This is a genomic window from Agromyces flavus, from assembly GCF_900104685.1.
Classification (GTDB): Bacteria; Actinomycetota; Actinomycetes; order Actinomycetales; family Microbacteriaceae; genus Agromyces; species Agromyces flavus.
Genome location: NZ_LT629755.1, coordinates 1,132,451 through 1,157,426, shown reverse-complemented (window position 1 = coordinate 1,157,426; position 24,976 = coordinate 1,132,451). Strand labels below are relative to the sequence as shown.

Annotated in this window: 23 protein-coding genes; 11 read left to right on the top strand and 12 right to left on the bottom strand. The window is 70.5% G+C overall.

The annotated features are described in order from the left end of the window. Positions 1 to 66: 66 nt before the first annotated feature. The 3 genes from valS to BLT99_RS05440 are packed head-to-tail and all read left to right on the top strand — an operon-like array spanning position 67 to position 3,340. Complete coding sequence (gene valS, locus BLT99_RS05450; RefSeq protein ID WP_092675677.1) at positions 67 to 2,661, top strand: valine--tRNA ligase; 2,595 nt, start codon at positions 67 to 69, stop codon at positions 2,659 to 2,661. Continuing rightward, complete coding sequence (locus tag BLT99_RS05445; protein ID WP_092669945.1) at positions 2,658 to 3,104, top strand: GNAT family N-acetyltransferase; 447 nt, start codon at positions 2,658 to 2,660, stop codon at positions 3,102 to 3,104. Before valS ends, BLT99_RS05445 begins: the two co-directional genes overlap by 4 nt. Next, positions 3,104 to 3,340 carry a hypothetical protein gene (locus BLT99_RS05440; RefSeq protein WP_092669943.1) on the top strand — a complete coding sequence of 79 codons (237 nt, stop codon included), beginning with the start codon at positions 3,104 to 3,106 and terminating at the stop codon, positions 3,338 to 3,340. The genes BLT99_RS05445 and BLT99_RS05440 overlap by 1 nt, the downstream gene beginning before the upstream one ends. A 10-nt stretch (positions 3,341 to 3,350) precedes the next feature. Here the strand turns inward: BLT99_RS05440 and BLT99_RS05435 are convergent, their stop codons facing one another. The 6 genes from BLT99_RS05435 to sufB all read right to left on the bottom strand — a co-directional run bounded on the left by BLT99_RS05435 (position 3,351) and on the right by sufB (position 8,291). Next, positions 3,351 to 4,175, bottom strand: coding sequence for a class I SAM-dependent methyltransferase (locus tag BLT99_RS05435; protein WP_092669941.1), 825 nt, complete (start codon positions 4,173 to 4,175; stop codon positions 3,351 to 3,353). Positions 4,176 to 4,179: 4 nt separating this feature from the next. Continuing rightward, positions 4,180 to 4,509 (bottom strand): metal-sulfur cluster assembly factor, encoded by a 330-nt coding sequence (locus BLT99_RS05430; protein ID WP_092669939.1) that lies wholly within the window; start codon positions 4,507 to 4,509, stop codon positions 4,180 to 4,182. 19 nt (positions 4,510 to 4,528) lie between these two features. Then, entirely contained in the window at positions 4,529 to 5,296 is a 768-nt protein-coding gene (gene sufC / locus BLT99_RS05425; protein ID WP_092669937.1) for a Fe-S cluster assembly ATPase SufC, read from the bottom strand. 64 nt (positions 5,297 to 5,360) lie between these two features. Further along, positions 5,361 to 5,687 (bottom strand): non-heme iron oxygenase ferredoxin subunit, encoded by a 327-nt coding sequence (locus BLT99_RS05420; protein WP_092669935.1) that lies wholly within the window; start codon positions 5,685 to 5,687, stop codon positions 5,361 to 5,363. 1 nt (position 5,688) lies between these two features. Next, the gene (gene sufD / locus BLT99_RS05415; RefSeq protein WP_229724646.1) at positions 5,689 to 6,858 is read right to left on the bottom strand and encodes a Fe-S cluster assembly protein SufD; all 1,170 of its coding nucleotides are present in this window, start codon (positions 6,856 to 6,858) and stop codon (positions 5,689 to 5,691) included. Between the two features lie 14 nt (positions 6,859 to 6,872). Further along, positions 6,873 to 8,291: a Fe-S cluster assembly protein SufB gene (gene sufB / locus BLT99_RS05410; RefSeq protein ID WP_092669931.1), complete on the bottom strand. Its 1,419-nt coding sequence runs from the start codon at positions 8,289 to 8,291 to the stop codon at positions 6,873 to 6,875. A gap of 249 nt (positions 8,292 to 8,540) precedes the next feature. On the opposite strand from sufB, the gene BLT99_RS05405 reads away from it, so the two are divergent. Further along, positions 8,541 to 9,479: a COX15/CtaA family protein gene (locus tag BLT99_RS05405; RefSeq protein WP_092669929.1), complete on the top strand. Its 939-nt coding sequence runs from the start codon at positions 8,541 to 8,543 to the stop codon at positions 9,477 to 9,479. 10 nt (positions 9,480 to 9,489) lie between these two features. Here the strand turns inward: BLT99_RS05405 and BLT99_RS05400 are convergent, their stop codons facing one another. Continuing rightward, complete coding sequence (locus tag BLT99_RS05400; RefSeq protein WP_092669927.1) at positions 9,490 to 12,498, bottom strand: helix-turn-helix transcriptional regulator; 3,009 nt, start codon at positions 12,496 to 12,498, stop codon at positions 9,490 to 9,492. Between the two features lie 35 nt (positions 12,499 to 12,533). Here BLT99_RS05400 and BLT99_RS05395 point away from each other — a divergent pair, with 35 nt between their 5' ends. Then, entirely contained in the window at positions 12,534 to 12,788 is a 255-nt protein-coding gene (locus tag BLT99_RS05395) for a hypothetical protein (RefSeq protein WP_092669925.1), read from the top strand. A gap of 10 nt (positions 12,789 to 12,798) precedes the next feature. On the opposite strand, the gene BLT99_RS05390 is transcribed toward BLT99_RS05395, so the two are convergent. After that, a complete protein-coding gene (locus tag BLT99_RS05390) occupies positions 12,799 to 13,719 on the bottom strand; it encodes a heme o synthase (RefSeq protein WP_092669923.1) in 921 nt (306 codons plus the stop codon). A gap of 311 nt (positions 13,720 to 14,030) precedes the next feature. Here BLT99_RS05390 and tkt point away from each other — a divergent pair, with 311 nt between their 5' ends. The 6 genes from tkt to pgl are packed head-to-tail and all read left to right on the top strand — an operon-like array spanning position 14,031 to position 22,152. Further along, positions 14,031 to 16,127 carry a transketolase gene (gene tkt / locus BLT99_RS05385; RefSeq protein ID WP_092669921.1) on the top strand — a complete coding sequence of 699 codons (2,097 nt, stop codon included), beginning with the start codon at positions 14,031 to 14,033 and terminating at the stop codon, positions 16,125 to 16,127. A 26-nt stretch (positions 16,128 to 16,153) separates the two neighbouring features. Beyond that, complete coding sequence (gene tal / locus BLT99_RS05380) at positions 16,154 to 17,266, top strand: transaldolase (RefSeq protein ID WP_092675675.1); 1,113 nt, start codon at positions 16,154 to 16,156, stop codon at positions 17,264 to 17,266. Then, a complete protein-coding gene (locus tag BLT99_RS05375; protein ID WP_092669919.1) occupies positions 17,263 to 18,867 on the top strand; it encodes a glucose-6-phosphate isomerase in 1,605 nt (534 codons plus the stop codon). The genes tal and BLT99_RS05375 overlap by 4 nt, the downstream gene beginning before the upstream one ends. Before the next feature lie 14 nt (positions 18,868 to 18,881). Then, a complete protein-coding gene (gene zwf, locus BLT99_RS05370) occupies positions 18,882 to 20,423 on the top strand; it encodes a glucose-6-phosphate dehydrogenase (protein ID WP_092675672.1) in 1,542 nt (513 codons plus the stop codon). Beyond that, complete coding sequence (locus BLT99_RS05365; protein ID WP_092669917.1) at positions 20,420 to 21,385, top strand: glucose-6-phosphate dehydrogenase assembly protein OpcA; 966 nt, start codon at positions 20,420 to 20,422, stop codon at positions 21,383 to 21,385. Before zwf ends, BLT99_RS05365 begins: the two co-directional genes overlap by 4 nt. Further along, a complete protein-coding gene (gene pgl, locus BLT99_RS05360) occupies positions 21,382 to 22,152 on the top strand; it encodes a 6-phosphogluconolactonase (protein WP_092669915.1) in 771 nt (256 codons plus the stop codon). The genes BLT99_RS05365 and pgl overlap by 4 nt, the downstream gene beginning before the upstream one ends. Before the next feature lie 88 nt (positions 22,153 to 22,240). Here the strand turns inward: pgl and BLT99_RS05355 are convergent, their stop codons facing one another. The 4 genes from BLT99_RS05355 to BLT99_RS05340 form a co-directional block, all read right to left on the bottom strand. Continuing rightward, on the bottom strand, positions 22,241 to 22,609 hold the full coding sequence (locus tag BLT99_RS05355) for an RNA polymerase-binding protein RbpA (protein WP_092669913.1): 369 nt from the start codon (positions 22,607 to 22,609) through the stop codon (positions 22,241 to 22,243). 11 nt (positions 22,610 to 22,620) lie between these two features. Then, positions 22,621 to 22,872: a preprotein translocase subunit SecG gene (secG, locus tag BLT99_RS05350; protein WP_067947350.1), complete on the bottom strand. Its 252-nt coding sequence runs from the start codon at positions 22,870 to 22,872 to the stop codon at positions 22,621 to 22,623. Between the two features lie 107 nt (positions 22,873 to 22,979). Beyond that, positions 22,980 to 23,768, bottom strand: coding sequence for a triose-phosphate isomerase (gene tpiA, locus BLT99_RS05345; protein WP_092669911.1), 789 nt, complete (start codon positions 23,766 to 23,768; stop codon positions 22,980 to 22,982). Continuing rightward, positions 23,759 to 24,973 carry a phosphoglycerate kinase gene (locus BLT99_RS05340; RefSeq protein WP_092669909.1) on the bottom strand — a complete coding sequence of 405 codons (1,215 nt, stop codon included), beginning with the start codon at positions 24,971 to 24,973 and terminating at the stop codon, positions 23,759 to 23,761. The genes tpiA and BLT99_RS05340 overlap by 10 nt, the downstream gene beginning before the upstream one ends. Positions 24,974 to 24,976: the final 3 nt, after the last annotated feature.

The window sequence follows — 24,976 nt, the reverse complement described above, 5'->3', positions numbered from 1 at the left end:
AGGCTTGAGCGTCCACATTCAGGCACCCCCATGGACTCGGTGCCGCATATACCGAACCGGAGCATCATGACCGACACCGCGCGCATTCCCGACAAGCCCGCTCTCGAGGGCCTCGAGTCGAAGTGGGGCGGCGTCTGGGAATCCGAGGGCACCTACCGGTTCCGGCGGGAAGGTGCGACGCGCGATTCGATCTACTCGATCGACACTCCCCCGCCCACCGCCTCGGGCTCGCTCCACATCGGCCACGTGTTCTCGTTCACGCACACCGACCTCGTCGCACGCTTCCAGCGCATGCGCGGCAAGTCGGTCTTCTACCCGATGGGATGGGACGACAACGGCCTGCCCACCGAGCGCCGCGTGCAGAACTACTACGGCGTGCGCTGCGACCCGTCGCTGCCCTACGTGCCCGACTTCACGCCGCCGCACGAGGGCACCGAGGGCAAGACGATCAAGCCGGCCGACCAGGTCCCCATCAGCCGCCGCAACTTCATCGAGCTGTGCGAGCGGCTGACCGCCGAGGACGAGCAGCAGTTCGAGGAGCTGTTCCGACAGCTCGGTCTCTCGGTCGACTGGACCCAGACCTACCGCACGATCGCCGACGAGGCGCTGTTCACCTCGCAGCTCGCGTTCATCCGCAACGTCGAGCGCGGCGAGGCCTACCAGGCCCTCGCGCCGACCCTGTGGGACGTCACGTTCCGCACCGCGGTCGCGCAGGCCGAGCTCGAGGACCGCGAGCAGCCCGGCCACTACCACCGGGTCGCGTTCCACCGGCCCGACGGCGGCCACGTCGAGATCGAGACGAGCCGGCCCGAACTCATCCCGGCCTGCGTCGCGCTCGTGGCGCATCCCGACGACGAGCGCTACCAGCCGCTGTTCGGCACGACCGTGACGACGCCCGTGTTCGGGGTCGAGGTGCCCGTGGTCGCGCACCACCTCGCCCAGAAGGACAAGGGCACCGGCATCGCCATGATCTGCACGTTCGGCGACGTGACCGACGTGGTGTGGTGGCGCGAGCTCGATCTCCCCAACCGGGCGATCATCGGCTTCGACGGCCGCATCATCGCCGAGGCGCCCGAGGCGATCTCGTCCGATGCGGGACGCGAGGCGTACGCGAAGCTCGCCGGCAAGACCGCGTTCTCGGCCAAGCAGGCGGTCGTCGAGCTCCTGCGCGAGTCGGGCGACCTGCTCGCCGACCCGAAGGCCATCACCCACCCCGTGAAGTTCTACGAGAAGGGCGATCGTCCGCTCGAGATCGTCTCCACGCGGCAGTGGTACATCGTCAACGGCGCGCGCGACGAGGCGCTGCGCGACCGCCTGGTGAGCCGCGGCCGCGAGATCGACTGGCACCCCGACTTCATGCGCGTGCGCTACGAGAACTGGGTCGGCGGCCTGTCGGGCGACTGGCTCATCTCGCGTCAGCGCTTCTTCGGCGTGCCGATCCCGGTCTGGTACCCGATCGACGCGGAAGGCGAGCCCGTGTTCGACCAGCCGATCATCGCCACGCGCGAGATGCTGCCCGTCGACCCCTCCTCGACGCCGGCGCCCGGGTTCGACGAAGCGCAGCGCGACCAGCCGAACGGGTTCACGGGCGAGCACGACATCATGGACACGTGGGCGACGTCGTCGCTCACGCCGCAGCTCGCGGCCGGCTGGGAGCGCGACGCCGAACTGTTCGAGCTGCTCTTCCCCTACTCGCTGCGTCCTCAGGGCCAGGACATCATCCGCACGTGGCTGTTCTCGACCGTGCTCCGCGCCGAGCTCGAGCACGGCGTCGCGCCATGGGGCAACGCCGCCATCTCGGGCTTCATCGTCGACCCCGACCGGAAGAAGATGTCGAAGTCCAAGGGCAACGTCGTGACGCCCGCCGGGCTGCTCGAGCAGCACGGCTCCGACGCCGTGCGCTACTGGGCGGCCTCGTCGCGCCTCGGCACCGACGCGGCGTTCGACCCGCAGAACCCCACGCAGGTCAAGATCGGCCGGCGCCTCGCGATCAAGGTGCTGAATGCCGCCAAGTTCATCCTCGGGTTCGAGGGCCGGGCGGATGCCGCCGTCACGGTGCCCATCGACCGGAGCATGCTGGCCGGACTCGCGACGGTCGTCGAGCAGGCCACGCGTGCGCTCGAGGCGTACGACCACGCGCGCGCGCTCGAGGTCACCGAGACCTTCTTCTGGACATTCTGCGACGACTACCTCGAACTCGTGAAGGAGCGCGCCTACGGCGAGGCGAGCGAGGAGCAGGCGTCGGCGGTCGCGGCGCTCAAGACCGCGCTCAGCGTGCTGCTGCGCCTGTTCGCCCCCGTGATCCCGTTCGCGGCCGAGGAGGCGTGGCGCTGGTCGCACGACGGCTCGGTGCACCGGGCCTCGTGGCCCACGGCCGACGAGCTCGCCGCGCGCGGCGACGCGGGCGTCGAGTTGCTCGAACTGGCGAGCCTCGCGCTCACGGGCATCCGTCGCGCCAAGACCGACGCGAAGGCGTCGCAGAAGACGCCGGTCGCCCGTGCGGTCATCGCGGCACCCCACGCTGCAACGGCGCTGCTCGCGCACGCCGAGTCCGACCTGCGCGCCGTCGGCCGCATCGGCGTGCTCGAGTTCGACGCGTCCGACGAGCTCGAGGTCCGCGACGTCGAGCTGGAGATCCCCGCAGAGGAGGCCCGCGCATGAGCGTCACCGTCCGCGACATCGCCGAGAACGACTTCTTCGGCTGGCTGCCCCTGTTCGACGCCTACTGCGCCTCGCGCGGAGCGCAGCTCGACGACACGAAGGCGCTCATCGTGTGGAGCTGGATCCAGGAGCCGCGCAATCCGCTGCGCGCCGCCCTCGCGGTCGATGACGAGGGCACGCCGATCGGTCTCGTCCACTACCACGCAGAATCGCGCACCTTCGACGCGAGCACCGGAGTCGTGGTCGACGACCTCTACGTCGGCGACGCGCACCGCGGCAACGGCGTCGGCCGGCAGCTGCTCGACCTCGTGCGCGAGCAGGCGTCCGAGCTCAACGCGTCGCGCATCACGTGGACGAACGATCCCGCCGACGCGGAATCCCTGCGCCTCTCCGACGAGCTCGGACGGCGCAGCGCCGCGATCGGCTTCGAGCTGGACGTCTGATGCGGCTCGGCACGCGCTGGTCCTTCGGCGATGAGCCGCCGGCCTCGGTGCCGGCAGACCTCCGACCGCTCATCGAGGCCGCCGAAGCTCGCGCTGCCGATGGAACCGGCCGGCACTGGACGCTGACCTGGCTCGAGGGCCGTCCGATCGCCGAGCTCGACGACGGGACAATCGTGACGACCGCGCCGGTCGACACCGGGCCTGCACCGTCGGGAGAGTCCGACGACGACTGGTGAGCCGGCGCCGTCAGGCGCGCGCGACGATCTCCCCGTGCGGCATGAGCAGCCAGCCTTCGGGGTCGACGGCCCACGTCCGCCAGGCCTCTGCGACGGATTCGAGCTCGGCGATCGACGCATGACCCGACTCGATGGCGTGCGCCGCGAACTGCGACTTCGTCGCCCGGTCCGCCCAGGCGCCGCCCCACCACTCTCGCTCGCGATCGGATGAGAACACCCAGACCGAGCCCGTGGCCTCGACGTCGTCGAACCCGGCCGCACGGGCCCACCGCTTGAGCAGGCGGCCCGCGAGCGCCTCCCCGCCGTTCCACCGGTAGATGTCGCGATTCAACTGCAGCCAGCGGGCGAGCCCGTCGGACGCAGGGCTCCAGATCACGCCGCCGTAATCGGCATCGCGTGCCGCCAGCACCCCGCCCGGTGCGAGGACCCGCCGGATCTCTCGCATGGCGTCGACGGGACGCGCGAGGTGCTGCATGAGCTGGTGCGCATGGACCACGTCGAAGCTGTCGTCGTCGAAGTCCAGCGTGTACGCGTCGCCGACGCGGAACTCGACGTTCGTCACACCCTGGCTCGCGGCCAGGCCCGCCGCTCGCTCGACGATATCGGCCGACGCGTCGATGCCCACGACGGATCCGGGGCGGACGCGCCGCGCGAGGTCGATCGAGATCGTCCCCGGCCCGCTTCCGACATCGAGGATCCGCAGGCCCTCCCGTAGGTGCGGGATCAGATACGCGGCGGAGTTGTCGACCGAGCGCCACTCGTGGACCCGGAGCACGCTCTCGTGATGGCCGTGCGTGTAGCCCTCGCGTGAAGCGGGAGCCGGCGCGCCGTCCATGGGATCAGATCGCGAAACCGAGTGCGCGCATCATGTCGCGCCCGTCGTCGGTGATCCGCTCAGGACCCCACGGCGGCATCCACACCCAGTTGATGCGGAATCGCTCGACCGTGCCGTCGAGCGCCTCGGCGGTCTGCTCCTCGATCACGTCGGTGAGCGGACAGCCGGCGCTCGTGAGGGTCATGTTGATGACGAGCGCGTCGTGCTCGTCATCCCAGTTGAGGTCGTAGATGAGCCCGAGATCGACGATGTTCACGCCGAGTTCGGGGTCGACGACGTCCTTCAGCGCCTCGCTGATCTCATCGAATCGCTCGGGAGCGAGTGAGGTGACCATGTCTGGAGTCTACCGTCGCCTACTGGGTGGCCGACTCGGCCACGTTGTAGCGGTCGTAGCCCTCGTCCTCGAGGCGCTCGGCCAGCTCGGGTCCGCCCTGCTCGGCGATCCTGCCGGCCACGAAGACGTGCACGAAGTCGGGCTTGATGTAGCGCAGGATCCGCGTGTAGTGCGTGATCAGCAGGATGCCGACGTCGGTGTTCTCGTGGGCGCGGTTCACGCCTTCGGAGACGATGCGGAGCGCATCGACGTCGAGGCCCGAGTCGGTCTCGTCGAGCACCGCGAACTTCGGCTTGAGCAGCTCGAGCTGGAGGATCTCGTTGCGCTTCTTCTCGCCGCCGGAGAAGCCCTCGTTGACGTTGCGCTCGGCGAAGGCCGGATCCATCTTGAGGTTGTTCATCGACTCGCGGACGTCCTTGACCCAGCCGCGGATCGAGGGCGCCTGGCCGTCGATCGCGGTCTTCGCGGTGCGGAGGAAGTTCGTGACCGTGACGCCGGGGATCTCGACGGGGTACTGCATCGCGAGGAAGAGGCCCGCTCGCGCGCGCTCGTCGACCGTCATCTCGAGCACGTTCTCGCCGTCGAACAGGATCTCGCCCTCGACGACGGTGTACTTCGGGTGACCGGCGATCGTGTAGGCCAGCGTGGACTTGCCGGAGCCGTTCGGCCCCATGATGGCGTGGATCTCGCCCTCGTTGATGGTCAGGTCGACGCCGCGGAGGATCTCGCGGGTGCCCTGGTCGGTCTCGACGTTGACGTGCAGGTTCTTGATCTCGAGCACGGACATGGTGATTCGGTGGTCTCTTTCGTTGCGGGCCGCAAAGCGGCCGGAGGTCGTGGGAAGTCGGGATTCAGACGGCGAGCTTCACCGCGGGGTCGATGACGACGCCCCCGTCGGTGATCTCGACCTTGAAGACGGGCACGGGCTCGTACGCCGGCAGCGTGAGCGGCTTGCCCGTGGCGAGGGAGAACTTCGAGCCGTGCGCCCAGCACTCGAGCGTGTCGTCCTCGACGAACCCCTCGGAGAGGGAGATGTCGCCGTGCGTGCACGTGTCGCCGATCGCGAAGATCTCGCCCGCGGCATCCTTCACCACGGCGATCGGCACGCCGTCGACGACGAACCGCTGTGCCTCGTTCACGGCGAGGTCGTCGACCCCGCACACGCGCGTGCCTGCCACGTCAGCTCCCCTGGAGTTCGGCTTCGAGCGCCGCCATCAGGCGCTCCTCGAGTTCGGCGTCGCCGATCTGCTGGACGACCTCGGCGAGGAAGCCGCGCACGACGAGGCGTCGGGCCTCCTCTTCGGGGATGCCCCGTGCCTGGAGGTAGAACAGCTGCTCGTCGTCGAACCGGCCGGTCGCGCTCGCGTGGCCGGCGCCTTCGATGTCGCCGGTCTCGATCTCGAGGTTCGGGACGGAGTCGGCGCGCGTGCCGTCGGTCAGCACGAGGTTGCGGTTCTGCTCGTAGCTGTCGGTACCGGTCGCCGCGTTCCCGATGAGGACGTCGCCGATCCAGACGCTGCGCGCGCCCTCGCCCTGGAGTGCGCCCTTGTAGGTGACGCGCGAGCGGGTGTGCGGCGCATCGTGGTGGACGAACACCTGCTGCTCGAGATGCTGGCCGGCGTCGGAGAAGTACAGGCCGAGGGCCTCGACGTCGCCGCCCTGCTCGGCGAGGTGGGTGGACGGGTTGACCCGCACGACCTTGCCGCCGAGCGAGACGACGATGTGCTTGAGCTTGGCGTCGCGCGCGATCCGCGAGAAGTGGCTGGCGAGGTGCACCGAGTCGTCGGTCCACTCCTGGAGGGACACGACCGTCAGGTTCGCCCCCTCGCCCACCACGACCTCGACGTTCTCGGCCAGGCGGGCGTCGCCCGTTCCGCGCAGCACGACGAGCGCGCGGCTGTTCGGCGCCGCCTCGATCACGGTGTGCGCGCCGCGAGGAGCGATGCCGAGGCCCGAGCGCGTCACGGTGACGGTCTTCGCCTCCTCGCCCGAGATCGCGACCAGGAGCGCCTCGTCGAAGCTCGACCACGCGTTCGCGGACGCACGGTCTTCCGGAATGCCGGCGCGGCCGATGCGGGCGTCGTCGCTCGGGATCCACGAGACCGAGACGCCCGCGACATCCGTCGACTCGACCTCGACTCGCGCGCCGTCGAGCTCACCCGAGGTGAGGTCGGCGAACGCCGCGACCGGCGAGTACTTCCACTCGTGCTCGCGCCCGGTCACCGGCGGGAACTCCGCGACATCCGTCGACCGGAAGCGCTCGGAACGCGTCTGCACGGGGACGAACGCGCCGTCGGAATGGGGTCGGAAGCCGTGCTGCTCCGAAGTGGGCATGGCGGTGCTCTGCATAGTGTCGGTCATTCCTAGCCGACCGATCCTTCCATGCCCATCTCGATGAGCTTGTTGAGTTCCATCGCGTATTCCATCGGCAGCTCGCGCGCGATCGGCTCGATGAACCCGCGCACGATCATGGCCATCGCCTCGTCTTCGGGGATGCCGCGCGCCATCAGGTAGAAGAGCTGCTCCTCGCTGACCTTCGACACCGTGGCCTCGTGGCCGAGCTGCACGTCGTCGACGCGGATGTCGATGGCGGGGTACGTGTCGGAGCGCGAGATCGTGTCGACGAGCAGCGCGTCGCATCGCACGGTGTTCGCGGCGTGGTGGGCGTTGGCGTCGACGCGCACCTCGCCGCGGTACCCGGCGCGGCCGCCGCCGCGCGCGATCGACTTCGACACGATCGACGACTGCGTGTACGGAGCCATGTGGATCATCTTGGCGCCGGCGTCCTGGTGCTGACCCGGGCCCGCGAAGGCGACTGAGAGCGTCTCGCCCTTGGCGTGCTCGCCCATCAGGAAGATCGACGGGTACTTCATCGTCACCTTGGAGCCGATGTTGCCGTCGACCCACTCCATGGTGGCGCCCTCGTGGGCGACCGCACGCTTCGTGACGAGGTTGTAGACGTTGTTCGACCAGTTCTGGATCGTGGTGTAGCGAACGCGAGCGTTCTTCTTCACGATGATCTCGACGACGGCCGAGTGCAGCGAGTCGGACTTGTAGATCGGGGCGGTGCAGCCCTCGATGTAGTGCACGTACGAGTCCTCGTCGGCGATGATGAGGGTCCGCTCGAACTGGCCCATGTTCTCGGTGTTGATGCGGAAGTACGCCTGCAGCGGGATCTCGACGTGCACGCCCTTCGGCACGTAGACGAACGAGCCGCCCGACCATACCGCGGTGTTGAGCGCCGCGAACTTGTTGTCGCCCGCGGGGATCACCGTGCCGAAGTACTCCTCGAAGAACTCGGGGTGCTCCTTGAGCGCAGTGTCCGTGTCGAGGAAGATGACGCCCTGCTCCTCGAGGTCCTCACGGATCTGGTGGTACACGACCTCGGACTCGTACTGCGCGGCCACACCGGCGACGAGGCGCTGGCGCTCGGCCTCGGGGATGCCGAGTCGCTCGTAGGTGTTCCGGATGTCCTCGGGAAGGTCCTCCCAGGTCTGGGCCTGCTTCTCGGTGGAACGGACGAAGTACTTGATGTTGTCGAAGTCGATCTCCGACAGGTCGGCGCCCCAGCTCGGCATGGGCTTGCGGTCGAACAGCTGCAGTGCGCGGAGCCGTCGCTGCAGCATCCACTCGGGCTCGTCCTTCAGCCGAGAGATGTCGGCCACCACTTCGGGCGACAGGCCACGGCGAGCGGATGCCCCGGCCACGTCGGAGTCGGCCCAGCCGAACTCGTACGTGCCGAGCCCTTCCAACTCGGGGCGGTCGATCAGTACGTCCGTCATGCTCTCCCTCTTCTCCTCCCACTCACCGGATATCAGTCCGGCCACTCCTGCCTCCCGGTCGAGGCGCCGGTGCGGTCGTGGAGTGATGTGCGGGTGGCGTCGTCGCGAACCTAGAATGGCTGTGCGCCGGTGCCGCGCCGAAGCGCGCGCGTCGGGCCGTGCCAACCCATCAAGTCTATAGGGTCCAAGGTCCCGGAGTCCTGACTCCCAGAACCCTCCCACTGCGACCCGGATCAGGAATCCACGAGCGTGAACCGCGTGACCGCCTGGCTGCCCGACCGCATCGACCGCCGCGTGCGCGTCGTGGCGTGGCTGTCGTTCCTCGCCCAGACGATCATCATCGCCACCGGCGGGGCCGTCCGGCTCACCGGTTCGGGCCTCGGCTGCCCGACCTGGCCGCTCTGCACCGAGGGCTCGCTCGTGACCACGCCCGAGATGGGCATCCACGGCATGATCGAGTTCGGCAATCGCCTCATGACCGGCGTCGTCGGCATCGTCGCCGTGCTCGTGGTGCTCTCGATCTGGCGGATCCGTCGCGAACGCCGCGACCTGTGGACGCTCGCCGTCGTGGTGGTGCTCGGGATCGTCGCCCAGGCGATCGTCGGCGGCATCACCGTCTGGACCGGGCTGAACCCCTTCATCGTCGGCTTCCACTACGTCGCGTCGCTGGTGCTCGTGTGCGTCACGGCCGCGTACCTCGTGCGCCTCGACGCCGTTCCGGGTCCGCGGGAGCTCGCGGTGCCCAGCTGGTACGCCGGCCTGACGCACGCGACCACCGCGGTCCTTGCCGTCTCGATCGTGTTCGGCGTGCTGACGACCGCGTCGGGGCCGCACTCGGGCGACGCCGACGCCGGCCGCACCGGATACAACGCCGAACTGCTCGAGCACGTGCACGCCTGGCCGGGATACGCGCTCTTCGTGCTCACGCTCGTGCTGCTCGTTGGCGCCTCGCGCCTGCGCCTTCCGGTGCGCCGATGGGTCGTCGTGCTGCTGCTGGTCGAGGTCGTGCAGATCGCCGTCGGGCTCTACCAGGCCCGCAACGGCCTGCCGCCGCTGGCCGTCGGCGTGCACATGGTGCTCGCCGCCCTGACGGCGGCCACGATGACCGTCCTCGTGCTGAAGCTCAAGCGGCCGACCGCGACCGCCGCCCCCGCAGGCGACGCCGCGGTCGCGGCATCCGCTCGCTGACCCGGCGGCGTCACTCGCCGCCGCGGTTTCCGTCCGCTCCCACGCGGTGAACGAGCCGCGCCAGCTCGACGCGGTTGGCGGAACCCGTCTTCGCGAGCAGGTGCGAGACGTGGGTGCTCACCGTCTTGTCGCTGATCATCAGCTCGCGCGCGATCTCCGAGTAGGTCCGGCCGACCGCGACGAGCGCGAGCACCTCGCGTTCGCGCTCGGTCAAGGAGGGCAGGTTCGTGTCGGCGGCGACCCGGACCGGGCGTGACTCCTCGATCGGGATCCTGGCACGCTGCGCCAAGTCGAGCAGCTCGTCCACGACCGGCCGCGCGCCCAGGTGACGGGCGAGCACGAGTCCAAGCCGCAGCATGTCGGCGCCGGCGAGCCGATCGCCGCCCCGCACCAGGAGCGCCTCCGCAGCCCGCCACCGCGCATAGGCCTCCTCCCACGGCAGTCGCGCCGCGTGGCACCGGTGCGCGGCGAGGACCCACGCCTCCGCCGCGCCGGCCGACCCACGGGCGCGAGCGCACTCGGCGGCGTACACCGCGTCGAGCGCGGTGTTCTGCCGCCGCATGAGCTCGGTCCACGATCCGACGTCCTCGATCACGTGCGGGAAGCGCTCGACGAGCGCGTCGAGTGACGCGAGCGCCGCTCGGTCCGATTCGCCGACGTCCCTCGCCGCCTGCGCCCGGTCGGCGAGGGCGCGCGCCGCGAACGGCAGCAGCCATTCGGCCATCGTGGGCGGGGATCCCCGATCGGCCGCACCCGCGAGTGCCGCGTCGTACGCGCCCGCGGCGTCGCCGGCCCCCAGTCGGACTTCCGCGCGGACGGCGTCGTACTCGAGGTTGCGGAAGGTCGACCCGTCGACGATCAGCTCTTCGACGCGGCGCAGGTGATCCTCGGCCTCGCGCTGACGACCCTGCAGCACCGCGAGCCGTGCCGCCGCCAGCCGTGCCTCGACGTCGCCGAGCGGGCCGGGGTCCGAACCGAGCGCGATGCGCAGCCGCATCTCCGCCTCGTCCGGCGATCCGCTCGTGAGCCGCGACAGCGCTTCGGACGTGGCGAGCCAGGCGACGTACGGGTGGGGGCCGCCGTGCTGAACGAGGGCGAGGGCGCGATCCCGCATCATCGACGCGTACGCCTCGCTCGCCCAGGTCTCGACGGCGTTCGCCGCCCACATCGACGCGTGGACGTATTCCCACCAGGCACGCGCCCGGAGCGCCGGGGCGAGGGCCTCCGTCCCGAGCTCAGCGGCACTCGACAGATCGCCCGCGAAGCTGGCCGCCATCGAACCGGCCGCGAGCGCGAGCGCGAGCGCGCGTGGATCGGCGGTCCGGCGCGCCACGGCGATCGCCGTCTCGGCATGCTCGCCGGCGTCGGGCAGCCCGGCCCACAGCTCGGCGTGCGCGAGCTCGGCGAGGGCGAGCGAGTACTCCGGACTCGAGCGGTCGGCCTCGGCGAGTCGCACGGCCTCCTGCATCTCGCGGACGTCGATGAATCCGAGGCCGGCCATGAAGCGGAGGTGCATCCGCCGGACCAGCAGCTCGCTGGCCACGAGCGGCGCCGCGGTCGGATCCACCGTCGCGAGCAGGCGTTCGACCGCCCAGAGCTCATCCTCCGTCTGCCCGGCCTCTGCCGCCACCGCGCGGATGCTGCGGAGGATCGATTCGAGCGACCTCCCCGCGCCGAGCAGCTCGATGCGCAGCTCGGCGGCCCGCCGCAGCAGGCGGATCTGCTCGGCGTGCCCGGCGACCGCGCCTGCGGCGTCCGCGGCGGCCAGTGCGGCCTCGAAAGCCTCGTGATCCTGCCCCGCGCGGTATCGGTGGTCGGCGAGCGACACCGCCGAACCGACTGCCAGGGACGTTCCACTCGCGGCGGCGGCGAGGTCGTCGGCGAACCGGCGGTGCCAGCCTTGTCGCTCGTCCTCTCCGAGCGTGGCCTCCAGGACCTCGGCATTCAGCGGATGGTGGAACCAGACGGTGCCGTCCTCCAGCCGGTCGAGCGTGCCCGAGTCGACCGCCTCCCGCAGGGAGGCCCTGACGTCCTCGCTCCCGCCGCCGTTCGCGACGATCCGTGCGAGCTCGTCAGCGCTCATCGCGCGGCCGCCGACCGCGAGCACGGACGCGAGCTCGCGGGTCGGCTCCGAGAGGCGGTACCACGACTGCAGGACCGCGGAGCTCAGGTCGGAAGGGAAGGCCGCGGGCACGCCACGGGCCTCAGGAGGGAGCCCCGCCACCAGCAGTCGGGTGAAGTACGGGTTGCCGCGGCTCCGTGAATACACGTCGTCGATGAGCGACTGGTGCGGCGATCCCCCGAGCAGGATTTCGATCTGGGCGGCCGTGGCCTCCCGGTCGAGGGGCGCGAGCTCCATCTCGAACGTCCGCGGCATGCGCCGGACATCCGCGAGCCAGCGCTGAAGCGGATGCCCGAGCCCGATCTCACCGGCCCGCAAGGTCATCACGATGGCGAGCCGACGGGACGGCGATCCCGCGATGGCGTACATGAGGGTATCGAGCGTGCTCCGGTCGGCCCACTGGACGTCGTCCACGACGAGGACGACCGGGGTCCGCGCGGTCTGCTCGTCGAGCCAGGCGTCGAAGCGCAGCGCGAACTCGCGTTCGCCGCCGTCGACGGGCGCCTCCGGAGGGGCCACCAGATGCGGGTTGGCGCGCAGTGCTGAGCGGATGGGCAGGAACGGGATCGACATCGAGGTCAGCGGAAGGCAGGTCCCGATCAGGGCCTCCCCTCCCCGGTGGTCGGCGCAGGCGCGCGCGACGAGCGCCGTCTTGCCGACGCCCGAATCGCCCGAGACGACGACCGAGTGCGCCTCCTCGGCCCACGCACGGTCGAGGAGTCCCCCCAGGATGTCGAGCTCCCGCTCACGGCCGACGAGGTCGGGCCCGGCGGTCGCGGCCGAAACGACCACCGAACCAGTGTCCCATCCGCCGGACCCGAAATCAGGACTTTCGTCCGGGATCTCAGGGGGTGCGCCCGATCCCGTCGCACCCCCGCGCGACGAGCCTCGAGGCATCGAACACGCCGAACCGTGAAGGAAGGACCGGCATCATGCGCACCACCAGCACCACGATCACCACCGCGACCACCACGGCCCTCGTGGCCTCGGCCGCCGCACTCATCGTCGGCATCGCCGCCGCACCTGCGGTCGCCATACCGGATCCCGGGCAGTGGCCCGCCCGTCACGTGCAGCTCGGCGACCGCGACGCGTGCGAGCTCCAGCGGGTCGGCACCCAGTTCGTCAAGTGCGACGACCTCACGGGAGCCGGTGTCCCCGCCCCGAGCTACATCCCCGAGCACCCGTGAGGTGCGCGGATCAGAACGGGAGCAGCGGGTCGATGCCGACCGCGAGGAACAGCAGGGAGAGGTACACGATCGAGCCGTGGAACACGCGCATCGGCGACACCTCGACGCCGCGGATGGCGAGGCTGTAGAGACGGTGGCACTCGGCGATGAACCACACGCCGGTGACGAGCGCCACGCTCGAGTAGAGCAGCCCCATCCCGGCGACGGGGATGAGCAGCAGTGATGCGGCGACCGTCGCGTAGGCGTAGAGGATGACCTGGAGGCCGACCTGCGCGCGTCCGCGGACGACCGCGAGCATCGGCACGCCGGCGGCCGCGTAGTCCTCCTTGTACTTCATGGACAGCGGCCAGTAGTGCGGCGGCGTCCAGAGGAAGATGACCAGGAACAGGATGAACGGCGCCCAATCGAGGCTGCCGGTCACGGCTGCCCAGCCGATGAGCACGGGCATGCATCCGGCGACGCCGCCCCACACGATGTTCTGCGCCGTGCGGCGCTTGAGGATGAGGCTGTAGAAGACGACGTAGAGGAGGATGGCGAGGAGCGAGAGCCCGGCCGCGACCCAGTTGGTGAACACCCCGAGCCAGAGGATCGAGGCGATGCCGAGGGCGTAGGCGAACACGAGCGCCTCGCGGTCGGTGAGCTCGCCCGTTACGAGCGGACGGCCCTTGGTGCGCTTCATGACGCGGTCGATGTCGCGGTCGATGTAGCAGTTGAACGCGCCGGCCGATCCGGCGCTCATGGCGCCGCCGATGAGCGTGGCGACGAGCAGCCAGAGGTCGGGCAGCCCGTTCGACGCGAGGATCATGGTCGGCGCCGTGACGACGAGGAGCAGCTCGATGACCCGCGGCTTGGTCAGGGCGACGTAGGCGGCGACCTTGCGTCGCACGCTCATCGCCGGACGAGCTTCACGGGTGATGGCAGCGGCCTGCATTGATTCCTCTTCCGGGGCGCGCGCGAACGGCGGGCGTGCGCATCCCGTTCGAGTCTAGGACATCGAGACGCCGCGCCCTCGACTTCCGGGCGGCTCGGGTGCCGAGTCGCGGGCCGTCAAGGCCCGTCACAGAGTGAGGACCACTCCATATACTGAACCCAGCGCGCCCGGCGGCGCGGATTCGACGTGCACCTCCACCTGCGCATGACCGGATCGTCGCCGGGCTCCACCGCGCCGTCGCGTTTCCCGGCGGGTCGGGAGCCGCCTGTGAGCTCCCCGACGCCCGTCACAACCGGAAGGAACAGCTACCCGTGGCACCTCTGCACTGGGACCCCATCGACGACCGCGCGGTCGACACGGCGCGCGTGCTCGCCGCCGACGCCGTGGAGAAGGTCGGCAACGGCCACCCCGGCACGGCGATGAGCCTCGCGCCCGTCGCCTACCTGCTCTACCAGAAGGTGATGCGCCGCGACCCGGCCGACCACCACTGGCTCGGGCGCGACCGGTTCATCCTGTCGGCCGGTCACAGCTCGCTCACCCAGTACGTCCAGCTCTACCTCGCGGGCGACGGGCTCGAACTCGTCGACCTCGAGTCGCTCCGCACGTGGGGCTCGAAGACGCCCGGCCACCCCGAGTACGGCCACACCGACGGCGTCGAGATCACGACCGGCCCGCTCGGCCAGGGCCTCGCGTCGGCCGTCGGCTTCGCCTACGCCGCGCGCTACGAGCGCGGCCTGTTCGACCCCGACGCGGCGGCCGGCGAGAGCCCGTTCGACCACCACGTCTTCGTGATCGCGAGCGACGGCGACCTCGAAGAGGGCGTGACCAGCGAGGCGTCCTCGCTCGCGGGTCACCAGCAGCTGGGCAACCTCGTGGTCATCTACGACTCGAACCAGATCTCGATCGAGGATGACACCGACATCGCCTTCACCGAAGACGTCGCGAAGCGCTACGAGGCCTACGGCTGGCACGTGCAGACGGTCGACTGGAAGAAGGCCGGCGAGTACGTCGAGGATGTCGCCGAGCTCGACGAGGCGATCGCCGCGGCGAAGGCCGAGACGGGCAAGCCCTCCATCATCGTGCTGAAGACGATCATCGGATGGCCCGCCCCGAACAAGCAGAACACCGGCAAGATCCACGGCTCGGCGTTGGGCGCCGACGAGTTGGCCGCGACCAAGCAGGTGCTCGGCTTTGACCCCGAGAAGCACTTCGTCGTCGCCGACGAGGTCATCGAGCACACCCGCGGCAACGCGCGGGATCGCGCCGCCGAGGCGAAGGCCGCCTGGCAGGAGTCGTTCGACGCGTGGGCCGCAGCCAACCCCGAGCGCAAGTCGCTGCTCGACCGCCTCGAGGCGGGCGAGCTTCCCGACGGACTCGAGGCGGCGCTGCCCGTGTTCGAGGCCGGCAAGGACCTCTCGACGCGTGCCGCTTCGGGCAAGGTCATCAACGCGCTCGCCGCGCAGCTGCCCGAGCTGTGGGGCGGCTCGGCCGACCTCGCCGAGTCGAACCTCACCACGATCAACGACGCTGCGTCGTTCATCCCCGAGCAGTGGTCGACGCACGAATTCAGCGGCAACCCGTACGGTCGGGTGCTGCACTTCGGAATCCGCGAGCACGCGATGGGCTCGATCATCAACGGCATCGTGCTGCACGGCCCGACCCGCGCGTTCGGCGGCACGTTCCTGATCTTCAGCGACTACATGCGCCCCGCCGTGCGCCTGGCCGCGCTCATGGGCATCCCCTCGATCTTCGTCTGGACGCACGACTCGGTCGCGCTCGGCGAGGACGGCCCCACGCACCAGCCGATCGAGCAGCTGTCGGCGCTGCGTGCCATCCCGAACCTCTCGGTCGTGCGTCCCGCCGACGCGAACGAGACGGCCTACGCGTGGCTCGAGATCCTCAAGCGCCGCGGCGGTCCGGCCGGCATCGCGCTGACGCGCCAGAACATCCCCGTGTTCGAGCGCGGCGAGGGCGCGGCATCCGGCGACACGCTGGCCTCGGCGGACAACGTGTCGCAGGGTGCGTACGTGCTGGCCGATGCGGCGTCGGGTACACCCGATGTGATCCTCATCGCGACCGGCTCCGAGGTGCAGGTCGCGCTCGCCGCCCGCGAACAGCTCGCCGCCGACGGAGTCGCCGCGCGCGTCGTCTCGGCGCCGAGCCTCGAGTGGTTCGAGGAGCAGGACGCCGAGTACCGCGAATCGGTGCTGCCGGCGTCGGTCACGGCGCGCGTGAGCGTCGAGGCGGGCCTCGCCCTCAGCTGGTACCGCTACCTCGGCACGCGCGGACGCGCCGTGTCGATCGAGCACTTCGGCGCGTCCGCCGACTACAAGACGCTGTTCCGCGAGTTCGGGATCACGGCCGAGGCCGTCGTCGCCGCCGCGAAGGAATCGCTCGCCTCCGCGTGAGTCCGAGCATGAAGGAGACCACTGTCATGAGCACCAACACTCCGACCGCCGCCCTCTCGCAGGCCGGCGTGAGCATCTGGCTCGACGATCTGTCGCGCCAGCGCATCACCTCCGGCGGCCTCGAGCGACTGATCGCCGAGCGCGACGTCGTCGGCGTCACCACGAACCCGACGATCTTCGCCGCGGCGCTGACCGACGGCGAGTCGTACCGCGAGCAGCTGCACGCGCTCGCCGCCGACGGCGCCGACGTCGACCGCGCGGTCTTCGAGATCACGACCGACGACGTGCGCGACGCGGCCGACCATTTCCTGCCGGTCTACGAGCGCAGCCAGGGCTACGACGGGCGCGTCTCGATCGAGGTCTCCCCCGATCTCGCGCACGACACGGACGCGACCGTCGCCGAGGCGCACCGCCTCTGGGAGAAGGTCGACCGGCCGAACGTCATGATCAAGATCCCCGCCACCCTCGAGGGGCTGCCGGCGATCACCGCCGCGATCGCCGCCGGGATCAGCGTCAACGTCACGCTCATCTTCAGCCTCGACCGCTACCGCCAGGTCATCGACGCCTACCTCACCGGGCTCGAGCAGGCCAAGGCCGCCGGCATCGACCTCTCCACCATCCACTCAGTCGCGTCGTTCTTCGTCTCGCGCGTCGACACCGAGATCGACAAGCGCCTCGCCGCGATCGGCACGCCCGAGGCCGCCGCGCTGAAGAGCCGGGCGGGCGTCGCGAACGCGCAGCTCGCCTACGAGCTCTTCGAGCAGGAGTTCGCGAGCCCCCGGGCCGTCGCGCTCCTCGACGCCGGGGCGAACCGCCAACGCCCGCTGTGGGCCTCGACCGGTGTGAAGGACCCCTCGCTGCCCGACACGCTGTATGTGACCGAGCTCGTCGCCCGCGGCGTCGTCAACACGATGCCCGAGAAGACGCTCGAGGCCACCTACGACCACGGCGTGATCGAGGGCGACTCGGTGACCGGGAAGTACGCCGAGGCGGGCCGCCTCCTCGACGCGCTCGCGAGCGCCGGCGTCGACTACGACGACGTCACCGCACTGCTCGAGCGCGAAGGCGTCGAGAAGTTCATCGTGTCGTGGAAGGAACTCCTGGACACGGTTCGCGGCGCGCTGGAGTCGGCGCGATGAACGTCCGCATCTCCGTCAGCGGCCCCGCCGCCGAGGCGGTCCGCCGCCTCGTGCCCCAGCTCGTCGCCGACGACGTCGCGTCGCGCATCACGGCGCTCGACGCGTCCCTGTGGGGTCCCGAGGCCGAGCCCGAGGCGTCGAAGCGGCTGGGGTGGACCGAGGCCGTCGCGATCTCGCGACCCCTCCTCCCCGAGATCGCTGCACTGCGCGACCAGCTGCGCGCCGATGGCGTCGACCACATCGTGCTGGCCGGCATGGGAGGCAGCTCGCTGGCACCCGAGGTCATCACTCGGACCGCGCGCGCACACCTCACGGTGCTCGACTCGACCGAGCCCGCGCAGGTCGGCGCCGCGCTCGCCGACCGGCTCGAGCGCACGGCGCTCGTGGTGTCGTCGAAGTCGGGTTCGACCGTCGAGACCGACTCGCAGCGCCGCATCTACGAGCAGGCGTTCCGCGATGCCGGCATCGACCCGGCGTCCCGCATCGTCGTCGTCACCGACCCCGGATCGCCGCTCGACGAGTCGGCTCGCGCCGTGGGCTACCGGGTCTTCAACGCCGACCCGACGGTCGGCGGCCGGTACTCGGCGCTCACCGCGTTCGGACTCGTGCCCTCGGGCCTCGCGGGCGTCGACCTCGAGGAACTGCTCGGCGAGGCCGAGGCCATCGAGCTCGCCCTCGCGGTGGACTCCGAGGAGAACCCAGGACTCGTGCTCGGCGCGGCGATCGCCGGTGCCGAGCCGCGACGCGACAAGCTCGCGATCGTCGCCGACGGCACGCACATCGTGGGCTTCGCCGACTGGGCCGAGCAGCTCATCGCGGAGTCGACCGGCAAGGACGGCACCGGCATCCTGCCCGTGGTCCTCGACCGCGGCGCTCCCGAGCTGGCGAACGTCGCCGATGACGTCCAGGTCGTGCGCCTGGTGAGCGACGCCGGCACCGACCTCTTCGTCGATGACACGCACGGCGAGATCCGGGTCTCGGGAACGCTCGGCGCCCAGCTGCTCGTCTGGGAGTACGCGACCGCGGTGGCCGGACGCATCCTCGGCATCAACCCGTTCGACCAGCCCGACGTCGAGTCGGCGAAGATCGCGGCACGCGGCCTGCTCGATGCGCGTCCCGAGCCCGCTCCGGCCGCATTCGTCACCGACGGCATCGAGGTGCGGGGTACGCCCGACGTGATCGGTGCCGCGAGCGACCTCACGTCGGCGATCGAGGTGCTCCTCGAGGAGGTTCCGGCCGACGGGTACATCTCGGTGCAGGCCTACGTCGACCGCGTCGCTCACCCCGAGTTCGCGGAGCTCCGCGACCAGCTCGCGGCGCGCAGCGGCCGGCCGGTCACCTTCGGGTGGGGGCCGCGCTTCCTGCACTCGACGGGCCAGTACCACAAGGGCGGCCCGGCGCACGGCGTGTTCCTGCAGCTCGTGCAGCGGTCGGCCGACGACCTGGCCATCCCCGAGCGGCCCTTCACCTTCGGCGAGCTCATCGCCGCGCAGGCGTCGGGCGATGCGTCGGTGCTGGCCGAGCACGGCCGTCCGGTGCTCACGCTCACGCTGAACGATCCGAGCGCCGACCTCGCGTCGCTGCGCTCCGCGATCGGCTGATGCCGGGAGCGCACATGCATCCGGTCGAGATCACGGCGACGCACAACCCCCTGCGCTCGCCGAAGGACTACCGCCTGAACCGGATCGCCGGACCGTCGAGCCTCATCATCTTCGGCGTCACCGGCGACCTGTCGCGCAAGAAGCTCATGCCCGCGGTCTACGACCTCGCCAACCGGGGGTTGCTTCCTCCCGGCTTCGCGCTCGTGGGCTTCGCGCGTCGCGACTGGGAGGACCAGGACTTCGAGAAGGTCGTGCACGACTCGGTGCAGCAGTACGCCCGCACCGAGTTCCGCGAGGACGTGTGGCAGCAGCTCGCCCGCGGCATCCGCTTCGTGCCCGGCGCCTTCGACGACGACGCGGCGTTCGACCGCCTGCGCCGGACCGTCGAGGAGCTGGATCGCGAACGCGGCACCATGGGCAACCACGCGTTCTACCTCTCGATCCCGCCGAAATCGTTCCCGATCGTCACCGAGCAGCTCAAGCGCTCGGGACTGACGGAGCAGAAGGAGGGCCAGTGGCGACGCGTCGTCATCGAGAAGCCCTTCGGCTCCGACCTGAAGACGGCGATCGAGCTGAACGACGTGGTGGCCTCGGTCTTCCCGCCCGACTCGGTCTTCCGGATCGACCACTACCTCGGCAAGGAGACGGTCCAGAACATCCTCGCGCTGCGGTTCGCCAACCAGCTCTACGAGCCGATCTGGAACGCCAACTTCGTCGACCACGTGCAGATCACGATGGCCGAGGACATCGGCGTGGGCGGCCGCGCGGGCTACTACGACGGCATCGGCGCAGCGCGCGACGTCATCCAGAACCACCTGCTGCAGCTGCTCGCGCTCACCGCGATGGAGGAGCCCATCTCGTTCGACGCGGCCGACCTCCGCGCCGAGAAGGAGAAGATCCTGCGAGCGGTGCGCCTGCCCGACGACCTCGCCACCGCCACGGCCCGCGGGCAGTACTCGGGCGGTTGGCAGGGCGGCGAGAAGGTCATCGGCTTCCTCGACGAGGACGGCATGAACCCCGACTCGACGACCGAGACCTATGCCGCCATGAAGCTGCTCATCGGCACCCGCCGGTGGGCCGGCGTGCCGTTCTACCTCCGCGCGGGAAAGCGCCTGGGCCGCCGCGTCACCGAGATCGCGGTCGTGTTCAAGCGCGCGCCGCAGCAGGTGTTCGCCGACAGCCAGACCTCGCAGCTGGGCCAGAACGCACTCGTGATCCGGGTCCAGCCCGACGAGGGCGTCACCATCCGGTTCGGCTCCAAGGTGCCCGGGGCCGGCATGCAGGTGCGCGACGTCACGATGGACTTCGGCTACGGCCACGCGTTCACCGAGGCGAGCCCCGAGGCCTACGAGCGACTCATCCTCGACGTGCTCCTCGGCGACCCGCCGCTGTTCCCCCGTCAGGAGGAGGTCGAGCTCTCGTGGAAGATCCTCGACCCGATCGAGGAGTTCTGGGCGACGCAGGGCCGGCCCGAGCAGTACAGCCCCGGCTCGTGGGGCCCGGCGTCCGCTGACGAACTCCTCGCCCGCGACGGCCGCACCTGGAGGCGCCCATGATCGTCGAACTGCCAGACACCACGACCAGCCAGGTGTCGAAGACCCTCGTGAAGATCCGCGAGGAGGGCGGCGTGGTCGCCCTCGGGCGCGTGCTGACCCTCATCATCGACACCACGCACGATGGCGAGGAGGAGGCGATCGAGGCGGCGAACGACGCGTCGCGCGAGCACCCCATGCGCGTCATCGTCGTCTCCGAGGACGACGACGGCTCACCCGCGACCGAGAGCCGCATCGACGCAGAGATCCGCGTCGGCGGCGACGCGGGCGCGAGCGAGGTGATCATCCTCCGTGCGCGCGGCGACGCGGCCGACGACGAGCAGAGCCTGGTCATGGGCCTCCTGCTCCCCGACGCGCCCGTGGTGACGTGGTGGCCGGGTGCGGCGCCCGAGGTGCCGGGCGACTCGCCCCTCGGCCGCATCGCCCAGCGCCGCATCACGGATGCCTCGACGCAGCCAGACCCGCAGGACGCGCTGGACCGGCTCGCCGCGAGCTACCGTCCGGGAGACGCCGACTTCGCGTGGACGCGGCTCACGCTGTGGCGCGCCCAGCTCGCGGCCGTCCTCGACCAGCCGCCGTACGATCCGGTGACGGCGGTGAGCGTCACCGGCGCGGTCGACTCGCCGTCGACCACGCTCCTCGCGGCCTGGCTCTCGATGCAGCTCGGCGCCCCGGCCGACTGCACGCTCACCGGCCTCGAGCACGGCTCGCACGGCATCCACGGCGTCCACCTCGTCCGGCCGAACGGCCGCATCGAGCTGGTGCGCGATCAGCCCGGCGTCGCGACCCTGCGTCAGCCCGGACAGCCCGTCCACGACCTCGCACTCCCCCGGCGCAGCCTCCGCGACTGCCTTGCCGACGAGCTGCGCCGACTGGACCCCGATGAGCTGTACGGTGAGGTGATCACCAGGGGGCTCGCGCTGGTCTCGCAGCGAGCGGCGAACGACGAAGGAGCGACCGCATGACGAACGAGCGCCGAGTGCTCGTCCATCCCGACAAGGACACCCTCGCCGGAGCGGTCGCCGCGCGATTCATCACCAAGGTGCTCGATCTGCTGGACGCGCAGGAGACCGTGCACGTCGTGCTGACGGGCGGGTCGATGGGCGGTGCGGTGCTCGAGGCCGTGCGCGAGTCACCCGCCCGGCAGTCCGTGGACTGGGATCGCGTCCACTTCTGGTGGGGCGACGAGCGCTGGGTGCCCGATGGCGATGCCGACCGCAACGATCGGCTGTCGCGCGAGGCGCTCCTGGACGCGCTGCAGCTGCCGGCCGGGAACATCCACCCGTTCCCGGCGTCCGACCAGGGCATCAGCCTGGACGAGGCGGCCGACGCCTACGCGGCCGAGCTGGCGCGATTCGGCGCGGAGGGGCTCGCGCATCCCGTGTTCGACATCGTGTTCCTCGGCGTCGGTCCCGACGGCCACATCGCTTCGCTGTTCCCGCACCGTTCCGGCATCCAGGTCGTCGACCGGCCCGTGATCGCCGTGCGGGAATCCCCGAAGCCCCCGCCCGAGCGCCTGAGCCTCACGCGTCCCGTGATCAACGCGTCGCAGCGCGTGTGGCTGGTGCTCGCGGGTGCCGACAAGGCGGCCGCCCTCGGGCTCGCGCTCGCCGGCGCCAGCCGCGACGAGGTCCCCGTGGCCGGAATCAAGGGTCGCCGGCGCACCGTGTTCTTCGTCGATCGGGATGCTGCGGCCGAGGTGCCCGACGCACTCATCGCGCGCGACTACTGAACGCACCTCGCATGCGAGAACGGGCCGCCCCACTCGGGGCGGCCCGTTTCGTCGTCGTGCTCGCCGACGCCGATCGGCGGCGCCTGCGTCAGTCGGTCGCCTGCGCGGTGCCGCGGCGCGCGCGAAGCTGCTGCAGCGCCTCTTCGAGGAGGGCGGCCGCCTCTTCCTCGGTGCGGCGCTCCTTCACGTACGCGAGGTGCGTCTTGTACGGCTCGAGCTTCGCGACCGCGGGCGGGTTGTCCTTGTCGCGCCCGGCCGGCAGGCCCGTCGAGGGGCTGTCGATGACGTCGGGGATCTCCTCCTCGGGGAGGTTCGCCGCGAAGTACCGGACCGTCTCATTGCCCTGGGCGTCCCAGTAGCTGACGGCGACCCTGTCGGCATGGAAGCCGCGGTCCTGCTCGCCCATAGGTCCGGAGCCGACTCGCGAGCCCCGGATCGCGCTGTTGCCTGATGCCACGTGGCCCTCCGTCAGATTCCGGCGTCGAACTTCGTGATGAGCCCGAGCACCACGATGCACGTCACCCACACGAGACCGAGGATGATCGTGATGCGGTTCAGGTTGCGCTCCGCGACCCCGGACGCGCCGAGGTTCGACGTGACGCCGCCGCCGAACATGTCGGACAGACCGCCGCCGCGACCCTTGTGCAGCAGGATCAGGAGCGTGAGCAGGATGCTCGTGAGGCCGAGCAGCACCTGCAGGACGACCTGGAGAATCTCCACGGTGAAACCTTTCCGGGCATGACGAAGTGTCGATGCCGCCAGTCGAGTATAGCCGCCCGCGCCGCCCCGCCCACGTCACGAGGGCACGGGCGACGCGGGAGGACGAGTCAGGCGCCGACGTGCTTCTTGAAGCGGACGATGCTCGAGAACTCGTCGATGTCGAGGCTCGCCCCGCCGACCAGCGCGCCGTCGACGTCGGGCTCGCGGAGGAAGGATGCGATGTTCGCGGCCTTGACCGAGCCGCCGTACAGGATCCGCGTGGACGCGGCGAGCTCATCCCCCGCGAGCTCGGCGAGCACGGCGCGGAGCGCCGCCGCGACCTGCTGCGCCTGCTCGGGCGTCGCGGCCTGTCCGGAGCCGATGGCCCAGACCGGCTCGTACGCCACGACGAGTCCCTTCGAGACATCCACGCCGTCGAGCGCTGCCCGCAGCTGCGCCACGGGGACCGCGCTCGCGCCGTGCTGCTCCAGGTCTTCCGCCGTCTCGCCGACGCAGAGCACCGGGACGAGCCCGTGGCGGTGCGCCGCAGAGACCTTGGCGTTCACGACCTCGTCGGTCTCGGCGTGGTACTGCCGCCGCTCGGAGTGGCCGATGATGACGTACGCGCAGTCGAGCTTCGCGAGGAACGCCCCCGACACCTCGCCCGTGTACGCGCCCGAGTCGTGCTGCGACAGGTCCTGCGCACCGAAGCCGAGCGGCAGGTCGTCGGCCGAGATGAGCGACTGCACCGACCTCAGGTCGGTGAAGGGCGGGAACACCGCCACCTCGGCGTCGGCGAAGTCGTGCTTCGCGTCCGAGAGGCTCCACGCGAGCTTCTGCACGAACGCGATCGACTGCAGGTGGTCGAGGTTCATCTTCCAGTTGCCCGCGATGAACGGGGTGCGGGTCACTGCCATCCGAGGACCTCCAGTCCGGGGAGTTTCTTGCCTTCGAGGAATTCCAGGCTCGCGCCGCCGCCCGTCGAGATGTGACCGAACGCGCCTTCGTCGAACCCGAGCTGCCGCACGGCCGCGGCCGAGTCGCCGCCGCCGACGACGCTGAGCCCGTCGACCTCGGTGAGGGCGGATGCCACGACGCGCGTGCCCTCGGCGAACGGCGCGAGTTCGAACACGCCCATCGGGCCGTTCCAGAACACGGTCTTGGCGTCTCGGATCCGCTCGGCGAACGCGGCCGCGGTGTCGGGACCGATGTCGAGGCCGAGGCCCGACGCGCCGAACGGCGTCTCCTCGATGGCGTCGGCCGGGGCGACCTCGTGCTCGGCGTCGGCCGAGAACGAGGCCGCGACGACCACGTCGGTCGGCAGCAGGATGTCGACGCCGCGGTCCGCGGCATCCGAGAGGTAGCCCTTCACGGTGTCGATCTGGTCGGCCTCGAGCAGGCTCGAGCCGACCTTGTGACCCTGTGCCGCGAGGAAGGTGAACAGCATGCCGCCCCCGATCAGGAGGGCGTCGACGCGTGGCAGCAGGTGCTCGATGACGCCGAGCTTGTCGGACACCTTGGAGCCGCCGAGCACGACCACGTACGGCCGCTCGGGGTTCTCGGTGAGCCGGTCGAGCACGTCGAGCTCGGCCGCGATGAGGGATCCGGCGGCGCTCGGACGAAGCTGCTCGAGCTCGTAGACGCTCGCCTGCTTGCGGTGCACGACGCCGAAGCCGTCGGACACGACCGCATCGGCGAACTCGGCCAGCTGCCCGGCGAACGCCGTGCGCTCGGCCTCGTTCTTGCTCGTCTCGCCCGGGTTGAAGCGGAGGTTCTCGAGCACGAGTACCTCACCGTCGCCCAGGGCCGCGACTTTGGCGGTCGCATCGTCGCCCACCGTGTCGGAGGCGAAGGCCACCGGAGCGTCGAGCACCTCGCCGAGGCGCGTCGCCACCGGCTCGAGGCTGTACTTCGGATCGGGCGCGCCCTCGGGGCGGCCGAGGTGCGAGATCACGATGACCTTGGCGCCCTGTTCGACGAGCGCGGTGAGCGTGGGGACCGACGCGCGCACGCGGCCGTCGTCCGTGATGACCCCGTCCTGCAAAGGGACGTTGAGGTCGCAACGGACGACGACGCGCCTGCCGGCGAGCGGACCCAGTGAATCGATGGTTCGGAGGGTCACGTC